The sequence below is a fragment of the Pseudoalteromonas sp. NEC-BIFX-2020_015 genome (assembly GCF_012952265.1).
Classification (GTDB): domain Bacteria; phylum Pseudomonadota; class Gammaproteobacteria; order Enterobacterales; family Alteromonadaceae; genus Pseudoalteromonas; species Pseudoalteromonas neustonica.
This window is the reverse complement of the sequence record NZ_JABCJL010000014.1, coordinates 22,414-36,334: the sequence shown is the minus strand read 5'-3', so window position 1 is coordinate 36,334 and position 13,921 is coordinate 22,414. Positions and strand designations below refer to the sequence as shown.

The window sequence follows — 13,921 nt, the reverse complement described above, 5'->3', positions numbered from 1 at the left end:
CTTGTTCAAAAAATAACTGGCGAGTAGTCATTAAAGCTAAGTAAATTACTATAAAGAAAGGAATGTTCATGCCTGCGACAAAAAGAAGTAATCGCAAAGAGCAAATACTACAAGCACTCGCACAAATGTTAGAAACAAGCCCAGGACAACGCATCACCACAGCCAAATTAGCTGCTGAAGTGGGCGTATCTGAAGCAGCGCTATATCGTCATTTCCCGAGTAAAGCACGGATGTTTGAAGGCTTAATTGAATTTATTGAAGACACTTTACTGTCGCGTATAAACCTTATTCTTGAAAACGAAAAAGAAACGCAAAGCCGCGTTTATAATATTTTATTATTACTATTGGCTTTTGCAGAAAAGAATCCAGGTATCACACGTATTTTAACGGGTGATGCACTTCAAGGTGAGCAGGAACGTTTGCGTGAACGCGTGCAGAGCTTATTTGAAAAACTTGAAACTCAGCTTAAACAGGTTCTACGTGAACGTAAATTGCGTGAAGGCAAAACGTTTCAAAGTGACGAGCTAACAATCGCAAACTTTTTGCTTGCCTATATTGAAGGTAAAATGAACCAATTTGTGCGTAGTGATTTTAAAGCTAAACCCAGTGCACAATTTGAAAAACAATGGCTTGAGCTGCAAAAGATCTGGCTTTAGCTCCTAGCTCCTAAAATGATCAACCTTGCGAATCTCTTCGCAAGGTTTTGTTAGGTTCAACCCTCTTTTTAAGCCACTTATCGTATCTACTCGAATTGTTTAACAAAACCGCTATGATGGGGATGATCAAACAAAAAGAGAATCAATAATGAAAGCCCAACTTTCCCTACTAAGCATTGCCCTAGTTGCAAGCCTAAATAGCGTACCTGCCCACGCAAAAGACGCGCTACAATTTAAAGATGTATTCAATTTTAAAGCAGCTAAAACAACACAGTTATCAGAAGACGGTAAAGTGCTCAGCTTTAGTGCAACACCCTATCGCGGCAATGCAACAGGCCAAGTTTATACGTTAAACAACAATAAACTACTCGCCGAAGTTGAGCGCGGCACTAAACCTCAGATAAATAAAGTCGCCAACTGGGTGGCATTCACTCAAGTTCCGACTTTGCTAGCAAAAGAAACCACCAAAAAGAAAAGTACATTAAAAAATAATCTGGTATTGGTAAGTACTGCCACTGGTGAACAACAAACTTTTGATAACGTAAAAGACTATCAGCTCTCTGATGATGGAAAGTGGTTAGCATACCGTTTAGACCAAAAAGCAGATAAAGACGATGATAGTAAAGATATTGATGATGCTAAAAATACCGATAAAACCAGTGAAATCAAACCAGATAAGAAAGATAAAGTATTTGATCTCATTGTTGTAAATTTAACAGATGCTACAACCCATACAATAAATAGTGTGTTTAGTTACGCTATTAATGCATCTGGCAGCGAGCTTATAGTCAGCCAAAGCTACCCAGATGGTAGCGATAATCAGGTGGCGTTAATTTCATTAAATAATACGTTTGAAACAAGTGTATTAATTGATGAACCAGGTGTTGTTGCAAATAAAATTGCCTGGCATCCAACTAAAAACATCGCCGCGTTCACACTGGGCAATTATGTGAATGACGATATGCGCCGTCGCGACCATCAATTAAAATTATGGCAAAACGAACAGCTTACAGATATAACCTCACCTAAAAAAAATTGGACTATCGGCAAAACAGCAAAACTGAGCTGGTCTGAAGACGGTGAGCGCTTATACTTTGAAAATCACCCTAAGTTAGCAGCTAAAGTTAAAGACAAAAAATACACGGATCAAGCCTCACTTTTTGATTACGACACGATACGTGCGCAAAAAGGTCTTAATGTGTGGCATAACAATGACGCCGAAATAAAACCTCGCGAAGAGCAACAGTGGAACGAAACCAATAAAAATAAGCATTACCAAGCGGTTTATCATCTTAATGGTAAGCGGGTCACTCAACTAAGCGACGTAGATATGCCCAATGTGGCACTAAATACTAACAGTCGTAATGCGCTACTTGGTTCATCTAATTTACCTTACCTCGAACGTATTATGTATGGCGGTTTTTTTGCAGATTACTATGCTGTAGATGTGAATACCGGCGAACAAAAAGCAATCATAAAAGATTACCCGTTTAGACCTAGCTTATCGCCAAGCGGCGAGTTTGCTGCCTACTTTAATAACAGTCAAGTGCAACTTAAAGACTTAGGTAACAATAAGGTAAGCACCTTAACAAAAGCAATAAAAGCTGTTTTTGCTGATGATAAACATGATTACCCATCAGCCCAACCAGGCTACGGATTTGCTGGCTGGTTAGAAGATAGCAGCCAAGTACTTGTGTACAGTAAATATGACGTATGGGCGTTTGATGTCAACACCCTCAAAGCAACCCAACTTACGCAAGGTAAAGAGAGTAATACGCAATATCGCATTATTAAGCTTGATAAAGAGCAAGTAGGCTTTGCTAAAAACGACACTCTTCTAGTGAATGCCACAGACCTTCAGAACAAGCAAACCGAGATTGCCAAACTTAACTTAACTGATAATTCAATTACTAAAGTTTTAACAGGCAATAAGCGCTTTGATGTAATTAAAAAAGCTAAAAATGCTGATAAATATTTGTTTACTGAGCAAACCTATCATCAGTTTCCTGATATTCATCAAACAAATTTTAGTTTCAAAAAACCACAGCGCGTCACTCACTTAAACCCACAAGTGGATAACTTTGCATGGGGCCAAAAACCAGAACTAATAAATTACAAAGGCTTTGATGGGGAAGACTTGCAAGGTGTGTTGATCAAACCTGCAGGCTACAAGAAAGGCGATAAAGTGCCTGTTGTTGTGTACTTTTATCGTTATATGAGTCAGCGTATGTTTGATTTTCCAAAAATGGAATTAAACCATCGCCCCAACTTTCCTATGTTTACCTCAAATGGTTATGCAGTATTTTTACCTGATATTCGCTTTGAAATAGGCCATCCTGGCAAATCATCAACACAAACGATGATCAACGCGACCCAAAAACTGATTGATTTAGGTATTGCCGACCCTGATAAAATTGGCCTGCAAGGTCATTCGTGGGCAGGCTACCAAAGTGCCTTTATGATCACCCAAACCGACATGTTCAAAGCGGTTGTATCGGGCGCACCTGTATCGAACATGACCAGCGCTTACAGTGGCATTCGATTAAAGTCAGGCCTTGCTCGTCAGTTTCAGTATGAAACAGGCCAAAGCCGTATCGGTAAAAATCTATTTGAAGCCCCTGAACTTTATATTGAAAATTCACCGGTATTTTTTGCAGATAAAGTAAATACACCTATTTTAATCATGTTTGGCGATAAAGATGATGCTGTACCATGGCATGAAGGTGTGCAGTATTACTTAGCGCTTCGTCGTGCAGGTAAAGATGCTACATTTTTACAATATGAAGGTGAACCACATCACTTAAAAAAATTCCCTAACCAAGTGGATTTCTCAATTCGTATGATGCAGTATTTTGATCATTACTTAAAAGGTAAACCAGCCGCTAAGTGGATGACCGAAGGCGAATCGTTTATTGAAGAGTAAGCTGAAGAATAAACTGAAGAATAAGTAGCGACTATTTACTCGTTCAAAACTAAAACGCCCAGCAAATGCTGGGCGTTTTGACGTGTGCTGTAAAGCTATCTAGCCCGCTGGCGGTTTCCACCCACTTTGGGTTTAGTATTGGCTTTTTTAAACTGACTAAACCCGGTATGACGGCTCAGTGCAGGACGCCCGCCTTTGCTTGCTTTAAGTGACTTTTCGTCACGCGTTTCTTCTGGCACTAAGCAGTTAGGCCCTTTACCTATCAACTTAGCTTTACCCATGTTACGCAAAGCTTCGCGGATCATTGGCCAACCAGCAGGATCGTGGTAGCGCAGTATCGCTTTATGTAAGCGACGTTGGCGCGCACCTTTTGGCACGGGTACTTGCTCAGTATTATTTTTAATATTACGTAGCGAGTTCATCTCAGTGTGATAAATAGTGGTTGCGTTTGCCATCGGTGATGGGTAAAAATTTTGCACTTGATCAAGTTTAAAATCATTTGATTTAAGCCACAGTGCCATATTGACCATGTCTTCATCTTTAGTTCCTGGGTGTGCGGAAATAAAGTACGGGATCAAATACTGCTTTTTACCCGCTTCTTTAGAGTACTTATCAAATAACTCTTTAAACTGATCATATGCGCCCATACCCGGCTTCATCATTTTAGATAATGGCCCGTCTTCAGTATGCTCTGGCGCTATTTTTAAGTAACCACCAACATGATGCGTTACTAACTCTTTTACATAACGTGGATCTTGTACAGCTAAATCGTAACGTACACCGGAGGCAATAAGGATTTTTTTCACCCCTTTTACTTCACGGGCTTTTTTATATAAATCGATTGTAGGCGTGTGGTCAGTATCCATATGCTTACAAATATCAGGGTACACGCACGATAAACGACGACAGGTACTCTCTGCTTTTTTACTCTTACAACGCAGTTTGTACATGTTTGCAGTAGGGCCACCTAAATCAGAAATAACCCCAGTAAAGCCAGGTACTTTGTCACGAATTTGTTCGATTTCTTCAATGATCGACTCTTGCGAGCGACTTTGAATGATCCGCCCTTCATGCTCTGTAATAGAGCAAAATGAACAACCACCAAAACAACCCCTCATGATATTGACCGATGTTTTGATCATGTCATAAGCAGGGATTTTTTCACTTCCATAGCGTGGATGAGGAATACGTTGATAAGGTAAACCAAACACGGCATCCATTTCATGAGTTTCTAATGGATACGCTGGCGGATTAACCCAAATAGAACGCTCACCGTGGCGCTGAAACAATGCCCGGGCACAACCAGGGTTAGTTTCTTGGTGTAAAATACGCGATGCATGGGCATATAACGGCTTGTTAACGCTTACTTGTTCGAATGCTGGTAACTTAACATAGGTTTTTTCCCACGGCTTAGGGCGCGCTGGTTGAATGGTAATTGGCTTAGCAGCTTCCGCTTTTAAATCGATGCCTGCTTGTTTAAATTCACTTTTACCACAGCCAACATCATCTGCGCCGTACGGATTAGGGATCGGATCAATCTTGCCTATTTTATCAATTGCCGTTGAATCACTACCACGCCAACCTGGAAGCGGCTCTTTACGTATAACTGCAGTACCACGAATATCTTGAATCGTATCCATTGTTTCGCCTGCCGCTATGCGGTGCGCAACTTCAACTAAAGGACGTTCAGCATTACCATAAATAAGAATGTCAGCTTTGGCATCAAACAAAATACTACGTCGTACTTTTTCTTGCCAATAATCATAATGAGCAATACGACGAAGGCTGGCTTCGATACCACCAATAACGATAGGAATGCCTTTATAGGCTTCGCGGCATTTTTGAGAATAGATCATAACTGCGCGATCTGGGCGCTTACCACCAATATTACCTGGCGTATAAGCATCATCATGGCGCATACGCTTTTCAGCTGTGTAACGGTTGATCATCGAATCCATGTTACCGGCTGTCACACCAAAAAATAGATTCGGTCTGCCAAGCTCCATAAAGGCATCTTTTGACTGCCAATCAGGCTGGGCAATAATACCCACTCGAAAGCCTTGTGCTTCAAGTACTCGACCAATCACTGCCATACCAAAACTAGGATGATCAACGTAAGCATCGCCACTAATTATGATTATATCGCAGCTATCCCAGCCAAGTGCATCCATCTCTTTGCGTGTAGTTGGTAAAAATGGTGCTGTGCCATAACACTCGGCCCAATATTTTGGGTATGAGAATAAGGCTCGTTTGGCTTTAAGTGCGCTCATGAATTAATGACCAATTGCTTTAAAAAAGGTCGCAAAGTATACCCGAATTAATTACCAAACGATATTAACGATTTACTTCACAGTCCCAACTAATACAACAATACTATTTGGGTCTGTTTATCTTTTGAGGTTGAATTTCAAGCGGTGTGTTTAGTTTTCAAGCAAGGCGGAGCCGATGTAATGTAGTTGCCCCCCATAAATAGGCGATATCGCAGCATAAATGCCAACACGCGCTGCCCGAAGAGTTCTGCCTAGGGCGATTAACTCTTTGTTACTTCCATGGATGTAAGTAAGGGGCGTAAGCAAGGCGCAGAAACTTTGCTCGATTTTGACTTATTCTCACATGGATGTGAGCCAGTAGAATAACGCAGGAGCAGTTATCGAGCCCACTCGATTCCAAACCTCACGCCGCGATTAAATCGCCCCTAGATTGAACAAATTTCAATCCACAAAGGTCAACAACCCCTAACTTTTGCTCTCAAAGTACTGAATAAGTTGCGCTTCAGGCATCGGCTTAGCATACATAAAACCTTGTACTTCATCACAACCAAGCTCCGTGAGTAAATCAGCCTGCCCCTGTGTTTCAACGCCTTCTGCAATTGTTTTCAACCCAAGCTGCGCACCAAGAGCGACTACTAATGCTGCAATGGCTCCTGAATCTTTCTCCGGGAGATCTTTTATAAATGTCCGATCGATTTTCAACCGATCTATTGGCAGCTTTTGTAAATAACTTAATGAGGAAAAACCAGTACCAAAGTCATCTATAGCAACTTGAATGCCAAACTCTTTCAATTCTTGCAATGTTTCTATCACGGCATTCATTTCATCCATGACGACACTTTCGGTCACTTCTAGCTCTATATTTTTAGGCTTCACATGATACTTTAATAATGTATTCTTTACCTGCTGGGCAAAACCTTTTACTTTAAACTGCGGGACAGAGACATTAACAGCAATACAGATTTCTACCCCTGTTGCTTCTAAGCGCTTTTGTTGCATACATGCTTGCTCTAATACCCATTGGCCTATGCCAACAATTAAACCGGCGTCTTCGGCGAAAGGTATGAAGATAGCAGGAGAGATATAATTCCCCTGACCTGAAGGCCAACGTAACAGGGCTTCACAACCAATAAGTGCTAAATCATTGAGTGTGAACTGTGGCTGATACCACACCTCTAATTTATTATGCTCAAAATCTTGGCGAAGTTGGCGAATAATACCTAAACGCCATGCCATTTGCTCTTCCATATCAGATGTATAGCACACCGCAGTGTTATACTTACCTTTTTTTGCTTGGTTAAGTGCTATATAAGCAAGCTTTAAGGTTTCAATACCGATTGCTTGAAAATCTTTTTGCTCGCAAATGCCAATTTTGAACGTGACAGGTAAAATATGTTCTGCGGCTGCAAAAGGTAAATTTAAATTATCATAGAGCTCAGTTTGGTCAAACCCCTGCTGCTCGATTAAAAAGCCAAATACATCAGCTCCAATCCGCGATAATAATTTAGCTGCTGGGTACTCTTGTTTCAAACGTTCAACAATCGCAACAAGTAAGTTGTTTCCAACTTCCTGCCCCAAACCATTATTTATATCAGAAAAATGCGCTACATCAATCAGCACAAACACATGATCATTGTTAGTTAAGCGGTGATATTTTTCTATTTGCTCAGTAAAGTAGGTACGATTAGATAGCCCTGTTAATACGTCTTTAAACGCCGCATCTCTGAGGTTATTAAACAGTCGCACGTTATCTAAACCGACACTGACGTTAGTAAGAAATATTTCAGCAAATTGCAGCTGGGCATTACTCGGCTGGCTAACATACTCAAGATAAATTGCAGCTTGGCGGCTTTTACTTTTCAGTAATAAGGTCGTATCGTGCTTTGTATGTTGGTGTTCTTCATATTCAAAACAGTTTTGCACTTGTAAAATAATGCGCCCATTATCAAGCTGCTCAATACCTTGACTAAAAAAAGCACTAAACTGAGTACTGCCCCCGAGCACGCTAATACGATTACTATCATCAAGCGTGCCACATACAACCCCTGTTGCCTCACAATCAAGAATGACACTAAGCTGTTTAATTACCGCCATGGTAAATGCTTTAATATCAGTAAAGCCTAAAATAGCTTTAGAAGCACATAAAATATTATTTAGGGCTTTGCTTTGGGCTTCTAGCTGACATACCTGTTCATAAGAGCGGATTGCAGTGATTAAAGATGTCACTAACTTGCTGCGAGTTAGCTCAGTTTTTGTTTTATAATCGTTAATATCATATTCACGAATCACCTGTTCTTCAGGTGCATATCCAGGCTGCCCTGTACGTAATATAATGCGCACGTTATGGTTTTTTAGTGTTTCACGCACCTCTTTAACCATTTTTAAACCCGCATCATCAGACTCCATAACAACGTCAAGAAGTAACACTGATACATTAGGCGCTTTGCTTAATACTTCTATACCTTCCACTGCTGAATATGCATGATGAAAGCGCAAACCCTTTCCCCAAAATTCAACCCCAGAAAGAGCCAGCTTCGTCACTGAATGTATTTCTGGGTCGTCATCTACAATTAAAATATCCCAAAACTCTGTAGGCACAACCTCATTTAGAGGTTCATCTTGATGATTAAAAAACAAAAAATCACTGTGCTCTGACGTCATTTTAAATCCTTCAGTTTCAAATACGGTGTACAGTTAAAGGGTTAAGATCGAACCAATGTTGACTCACAGCGTATCATTACTTAGCCTGTAGCTCATAATTATTGATTAATATTGGTAAATAGCATTTTACATATTATAGTCGAAGTTCAGCAGCTTGATACTCGTATAGCTTAAATATATTTAAGGAATAATTATTAAAGTCATAAAAAAAATTACCCAATTTATTTTTGTTATTTGTATGCTGTTATTGGTATTAGGGCTAGTACTGCCACAACAGTATCAAGTAAATAAAAGCATAATAATTCAAGCTGAACAGGTGATTATTGAACCATATATAAATGACTTTTCAAAGTGGCAACTATGGTCTCCTTGGGAAGCCGTGGACCCGAGCATTATTTTTGATGTTTCAAACCCTAGTTCAGGTGTGGGTGCCCATCAATTTTGGCAGAGTAACTGGGGGTTCGGTGAAATGACAATCACCAACATTACACCATCAACAATTCATTTAAATATTTTATTTAATGAAGAGCATATTGCCACGGGGACTATTAATTTTACACGCAAGGCCAATGATAATTTAATCTCTTGCACTTTACTTGGCGAAGTAACAACACCTATATTAGGTGGATACTTAGCGTTAATAAGTCAGTATATTCTTACTAATACCGTTGAACTTGGGCTCAACAATTTAAAAACTGTCGTGCAACTACAGACGATACAAGACATTGAGGTCAAGAATGACAATACAAGCAGCACAGGCGAAAATTAACTTAGCTCATATAATTGAGTCAAAGCTTGGTTGCCCAATACGTAAGGCAAGCACGGTTCGCGTTTCACAAAAAAGTGAGGATAGCTACGGACCGCAGGGACGTCCCCCTTTGGCTTATCACGTAAATAGTGAAGATCCAATACTCACTCGCGCCCAACATCGTCAACAACTATTACTGGTAAATCAACAGCAAAATATCGAAGCAATTATGGCTATGGCAATGAGCTTTTGCCCTGATGTAACCTGTAAAGGGCAGCCGGACAGCGACTGGGTTGAGCGCTTTATCGCACTCTGTGAAGATACATCGAACGAATCAATGCAAAAACTATGGGCCAAAATTTTAGCCGGTGAAACGGTATCTCCGGGCACTTTTTCAATTAAAAGCCTACAAACGCTAAAGCAAATGACACAACGAGAAGCCGATGCGTTACAAAAATGTACTGCGATCTGCGGTTTTAATGAAAAAGATAATAGCCATTTAATTCTACTTGGTTTTTATAAAAAGCCGTCGTTATTTGATTTACTTCGTAAAGGTAACAAAGTATCACTCAACCTTGGTAGAGCGGGTATTAGTTTTCCTGACATTCTGACTTTAATGGATATCGGCCTAGTTTATCGAAAAGAGATTGAATCCCCGGCACTCAAAGCAGGGCATGAAATGAACTTAGCGTTTTTAACACAACGAGTAATCCTTAAATCTAAAAGCAACGATCTCGTTCTTAGCTATTACAAGTTTACACAAACCGGAGATGAGTTAAGAAAATTAATAAATATGCCTATTAATAAGGGCTACAAAAATTTGTTAAATACTGCGCTTGATGAGGAGTTTGATGTAACGTGGCATTCGAAAAAATAATGCCACGTTACAATTTTAATCCCTAATGAGATTAAAAATGAATTTGAATACCTGCAAATGGACCTGATGCGTCGATATTAGTATATACGTTATCAATATCATCAAGCTCAATGACCATTGAGCGATAGCCCGCTTTAATATCCATATCAACCGCTAAGTTATCAAGTAGCGCCCATGCAATACCAGCTTGGTAATCTTGCACTTTACTGTCATCGATTGCTAATAAGCTACCCTCGAAGAAAACACTAAGCCCCGTTAACGGTAAGCCTACTTCAGCACGACCGTAAACCAATGGTACAAAACCTGAGAAATCTATTTTTTCAGTGACTTGTACATCATTTGCATTCGAACTATCAGTACCGCTTACTGTAATTTCACCATCAAACTGCTTCGCATTTATACCTAAATCGATAGATACTAAGTCATTATCAAAAATTTCGTAGTAAAGAATATAGTCGATGTGCGATAAGTCACTCATCGTACTTGCGACTGTATTATTTCTATATGTTGTACCATTAAATTCAAATGCTGTATCGAGCGTAGTAGAACCATTTAGCTCTAGCTCTGTATACTTTAATTTAATATTTGGTACTAATGGCACTGGATGCTCAAGCGCTGCGTAGTAACTAACAAAAGTTTCATCTTCAAAATTAAAGTTTTGTGCTGTATTACCTTTGTCAGCAAAACTACCTGAATTATCAGATTGCCAGCCATCAACACCAACGTATAAACCCAATATGGTATCTGCGTGGGCAACAGGTGCTAAGAAAGCCATCGAAAGGGCGGCAGCTAAACAGTACTTTTTCATGTTTTATCCTTGCGCTAAAAGTTCGCTAAGTTCGATAAGAGCCGCGTTGGCTCTAGATATGTAATTTGCCATCACTAATGAATGGTTTGCAACAAAACCAAAACCATTACCATTTAGAATAACCGGACTCCAAACAGTTTCTTGGGTTGCCTCAAGCTCGCGAATAATTTGCTGCAAGCTAACACGTGCATTTTTTTTCTCAAGTACATCAGCAAAGTCGTATTCTACCGCTTGCAAAAAATGTAATAAAGCCCAAGTTGCGCCTCGTGACTCATAAAAAACATCATCAATTTCCCACCACGATGTTTTAACCTGACTTTGTAACGGAGCATACGTTGCTTGATGTGCCTCTTTATCTCCGGCTAAATCTGTATTTAAACGCTCTTGCCCAACACTTGCACTTAAACGTTGGCTTAAACTACCTAAACGTTTTTCAGCTTCTTTTAACCAGCCTCTTAAGTTATCAGCGCGAGAATAAAACTGGCTTTCACGCGCATTTTGATCTGCAATTTGTGAACGGTAGACCAATAAAAAGTCGATCCCTTTTTGGTATTCGCTTTCTGCGCTTGGCCATGCCCACGCTTCAGAGCTAATATTAAATTGTGGTTGCGCTTTTTTTAATGCTTCATGCTCTGTTGATTGTGACTGCGAACGACTAAAATCTTTACGCATTGAGAGCGCTAAATCGCGGCTCATTTCTAATGCACCATACTCCCACGCTGGCATATTATCCATAAGCACACTCGGCGGCATCATATCATTCGATAAATACCCACCTGACTTATTTAATAATGTACTTGTAACTTCAATTAATGACGTTGTGGTTGTATAACCTGTAACAAACTTTTCACCACGTTGTTGTGCTTGCTGCTTTGCGTGTGTAATTATGTCAATACGGGCTGGTTCAACGCTCCAATAAACTGCCGTCGCATAAAATAAAATAAACACGAGTATCAGCGCACTGATAATTTTCCCTTTGTGTTGTGACATTTAACCTCCTAATGATGCATATGGTGTTGTTTAGACTGCTCAGCTTGTTCTGCTTGGCTCTCTAACGAAACCACTTTTGCCTGAGTAAAAACACGGTTACCGTCGCTAAAATATAGCGTGAGTTTAAGTTCTTGCCCTACTTTTAATGGCTCTTTTGGTTCAAATACCATTAAATGATAACCGCCCGGTTTAAAGTCGATTTGTGAATGAGCTTTAATTTTTAATGAATCTACTTTATTCATTTTCATCATACCATTAACGTGTTGGTGCTCATGAACTTCTACGCGGCCTAAATTTTCAATACTCGCCTTGGTGAGTGTTACTGCGTTATCGCCCTGATTAACCAAGTTCAAATAACCGACACTCGATTTACTCGCAGGTAGAAAAACCCTTACTTGTGCGTTATTTACAACAATATGACTGTCAGTATCGTGATGGTGTTCTGCATGTGCAATAACAGGTGAGGTGTATAGGCTAATCCCTAAAAGAGCACTAGAGAGTGCTGTAAGTAATGGCTTAAGAGTCATTTCAATCCTTGTTACGATAATCATTTTATTGACTAAATTTAGCATAATTGTGAAAAAATAGTCAGTAAAATTAGTATTTAGATGGTTGTTAGGCCACCTTTTTATTATCAGAAACAAGCCAACATAAAAATGCAATGAGTAGTAACGGCCAAGCAATCATTAATGAACCAAATAATAACGCAATGAGCAATCCTAAAGAGACTGCAATACCAGCACCTAACAGCCCCACACCAACCAATGCGATACATACAATAACTGCTAGCACGGCTAAAAGTGCGCCTACGAGCTCAATACCTATCCAGCTGAGATCGGTGAACCATAGCGGTAATTGCCATGAATCAAACTGCATAATCTCAAATGGACTTGATGTCATAAGTAACAAAATTAATAGACAAACTGCAACAATCTTCATGGCACTCTCCTAATATACTTTACTTTCTAAGCAACAATGGGCAATTAAATAACCTGCACCTATGACTAATGGAAACTGAATAAGCATTAAGATAGTAACCAATCGAGTAACCCACACAGGTAGATCTAATCGTTGTGCTAACCCACTACATACTCCTGATATTTTTTTATTTAATGGGTCTTTATACCAACGTTTTTGACTATTATAAGTATTCATAACAACACTCCTAAGCTGACTTTTTAACTTTAATTTTTAACGCTGCAAGCTCTTGCTCTAGTGCATCATTTTTAACTAAAGCATCAATTTGATCGGCTGTTGTATTTTGATTAGCCGAATCAGTGATTTCATAAGCCTCAACCTGCGCTTCAATCGCATCAACACGACGCTCAATAACATCAAAGCGTGAAAGTGCATGCGCTACTTTTTCACTGTTTAATTGATGATTTACACGCACTCTGGCATTCACCACGTTATGTACTTGCAGCAAGCTTCTTTGCTTTGCTTTAGCCGCGCCAAGCTTTTCTTGCAAACGCTGAGCGTCATCTTGCAATTTTTCTAGCGAGTCGGTCAGTTTAACTAACTCAGGCTCAATTGCCGCTAAATCAGACGCTACTCGCTGCTTTTCTTTGAGAGCCGCAGCCGCCAAATCATCACGGCCTTTACTTACCGCGATTTCCGCTTTTTCCTGCCATTGTGTAATACTGTTTTGTTTTTCTGTCTGCTGACGTCTCAATACTTTTTCTTCACACAAAATTGCCGCAGCAGTTGCTCGGCACTCACCAAGCGCTTGCTGCATTTCTTGAATAAGCAAGTTTAAGAGCTTTTGCGGATCTTCTGCTTTATCTAGCGCAGCTACTATATTTGATTGAATCAGATCACTTACACGATTAACTAAGCCCATGACTTTCTCCTGTTGATTATGGGTGATTACCACTTAATGATTCCAAGACTTGTGCCATGTTATTTAAATAAAATAAAAACCAAATAATATCAAAAGCTTAAATCAAAAAAGAACAATTTAAAATGACTTTAAGCTGAATGTAAAATGG

General features: G+C 39.7%; 12 protein-coding genes. 4 read left to right on the top strand and 8 right to left on the bottom strand.

Annotation, left to right across the window (positions count from 1 at the left end; genetic code table 11):
• Positions 1-68: 68 nt before the first annotated feature.
• Both slmA and HH219_RS11945 read left to right on the top strand, forming a co-directional pair.
• Positions 69-656 carry a nucleoid occlusion factor SlmA gene (slmA, locus tag HH219_RS11950; RefSeq protein WP_054203010.1) on the top strand — a complete coding sequence of 196 codons (588 nt, stop codon included), beginning with the start codon at positions 69-71 and terminating at the stop codon, positions 654-656.
• A gap of 148 nt (positions 657-804) precedes the next feature.
• Positions 805-3,579, top strand: coding sequence for a prolyl oligopeptidase family serine peptidase (locus HH219_RS11945; RefSeq protein ID WP_169327578.1), 2,775 nt, complete (start codon positions 805-807; stop codon positions 3,577-3,579).
• Positions 3,580-3,674: 95 nt separating this feature from the next.
• Here the strand turns inward: HH219_RS11945 and HH219_RS11940 are convergent, their stop codons facing one another.
• On the bottom strand, positions 3,675-5,849 hold the full coding sequence (locus HH219_RS11940) for a YgiQ family radical SAM protein (protein ID WP_054203008.1): 2,175 nt from the start codon (positions 5,847-5,849) through the stop codon (positions 3,675-3,677).
• 465 nt (positions 5,850-6,314) lie between these two features.
• A complete protein-coding gene (locus HH219_RS11935; protein ID WP_169327577.1) occupies positions 6,315-8,510 on the bottom strand; it encodes an EAL domain-containing protein in 2,196 nt (731 codons plus the stop codon).
• A 238-nt stretch (positions 8,511-8,748) separates the two neighbouring features.
• Here HH219_RS11935 and HH219_RS11930 point away from each other — a divergent pair, with 238 nt between their 5' ends.
• Positions 8,749-9,279 carry an SRPBCC family protein gene (locus tag HH219_RS11930; RefSeq protein WP_054455874.1) on the top strand — a complete coding sequence of 177 codons (531 nt, stop codon included), beginning with the start codon at positions 8,749-8,751 and terminating at the stop codon, positions 9,277-9,279.
• Entirely contained in the window at positions 9,248-10,135 is an 888-nt protein-coding gene (locus HH219_RS11925) for a TIGR03899 family protein (protein WP_054203005.1), read from the top strand. Before HH219_RS11930 ends, HH219_RS11925 begins: the two co-directional genes overlap by 32 nt.
• Positions 10,136-10,166: 31 nt before the next feature.
• On the opposite strand, the gene HH219_RS11920 is transcribed toward HH219_RS11925, so the two are convergent.
• From HH219_RS11920 to HH219_RS11895, 6 genes are all read right to left on the bottom strand, one after another.
• The gene (locus HH219_RS11920; protein WP_054203004.1) at positions 10,167-10,943 is read right to left on the bottom strand and encodes a TIGR04219 family outer membrane beta-barrel protein; all 777 of its coding nucleotides are present in this window, start codon (positions 10,941-10,943) and stop codon (positions 10,167-10,169) included.
• A gap of 3 nt (positions 10,944-10,946) precedes the next feature.
• Positions 10,947-11,933, bottom strand: a complete 987-nt coding sequence (locus HH219_RS11915; protein WP_054203003.1) for a DUF2333 family protein — start codon at positions 11,931-11,933, stop codon at positions 10,947-10,949.
• Positions 11,934-11,941: 8 nt separating this feature from the next.
• Positions 11,942-12,460 carry a copper chaperone PCu(A)C gene (locus HH219_RS11910; protein WP_169327576.1) on the bottom strand — a complete coding sequence of 173 codons (519 nt, stop codon included), beginning with the start codon at positions 12,458-12,460 and terminating at the stop codon, positions 11,942-11,944.
• Between the two features lie 88 nt (positions 12,461-12,548).
• Entirely contained in the window at positions 12,549-12,872 is a 324-nt protein-coding gene (locus HH219_RS11905; protein ID WP_054203001.1) for a hypothetical protein, read from the bottom strand.
• Between the two features lie 9 nt (positions 12,873-12,881).
• Positions 12,882-13,088 (bottom strand): PspC domain-containing protein, encoded by a 207-nt coding sequence (locus tag HH219_RS11900; RefSeq protein WP_169327575.1) that lies wholly within the window; start codon positions 13,086-13,088, stop codon positions 12,882-12,884.
• A 10-nt stretch (positions 13,089-13,098) separates the two neighbouring features.
• Positions 13,099-13,773, bottom strand: coding sequence for a PspA/IM30 family protein (locus HH219_RS11895; protein WP_054455869.1), 675 nt, complete (start codon positions 13,771-13,773; stop codon positions 13,099-13,101).
• Positions 13,774-13,921: the final 148 nt, after the last annotated feature.

Bases quoted from the DNA above. Each gene is read 5' to 3' on its own strand.
- HH219_RS11940 (WP_054203008.1), bottom strand. From the start codon at position 5,849: ATGAGCGCACTTAAAGCCAAACGAGCCTTATTCTCATACCCAAAATAT.
- HH219_RS11945 (WP_169327578.1), top strand. From the start codon at position 805: ATGAAAGCCCAACTTTCCCTACTAAGCATTGCCCTAGTTGCAAGCCTA.
- HH219_RS11905 (WP_054203001.1), bottom strand. From the start codon at position 12,872: ATGAAGATTGTTGCAGTTTGTCTATTAATTTTGTTACTTATGACATCA.
- HH219_RS11935 (WP_169327577.1), bottom strand. From the start codon at position 8,510: ATGACGTCAGAGCACAGTGATTTTTTGTTTTTTAATCATCAAGATGAA.
- HH219_RS11910 (WP_169327576.1), bottom strand. From the start codon at position 12,460: ATGACTCTTAAGCCATTACTTACAGCACTCTCTAGTGCTCTTTTAGGG.
- HH219_RS11930 (WP_054455874.1), top strand. From the start codon at position 8,749: ATGCTGTTATTGGTATTAGGGCTAGTACTGCCACAACAGTATCAAGTA.
- HH219_RS11920 (WP_054203004.1), bottom strand. From the start codon at position 10,943: ATGAAAAAGTACTGTTTAGCTGCCGCCCTTTCGATGGCTTTCTTAGCA.
- HH219_RS11925 (WP_054203005.1), top strand. From the start codon at position 9,248: ATGACAATACAAGCAGCACAGGCGAAAATTAACTTAGCTCATATAATT.
- HH219_RS11895 (WP_054455869.1), bottom strand. From the start codon at position 13,773: ATGGGCTTAGTTAATCGTGTAAGTGATCTGATTCAATCAAATATAGTA.
- HH219_RS11900 (WP_169327575.1), bottom strand. From the start codon at position 13,088: ATGAATACTTATAATAGTCAAAAACGTTGGTATAAAGACCCATTAAAT.
- HH219_RS11915 (WP_054203003.1), bottom strand. From the start codon at position 11,933: ATGTCACAACACAAAGGGAAAATTATCAGTGCGCTGATACTCGTGTTT.
- slmA (WP_054203010.1), top strand. From the start codon at position 69: ATGCCTGCGACAAAAAGAAGTAATCGCAAAGAGCAAATACTACAAGCA.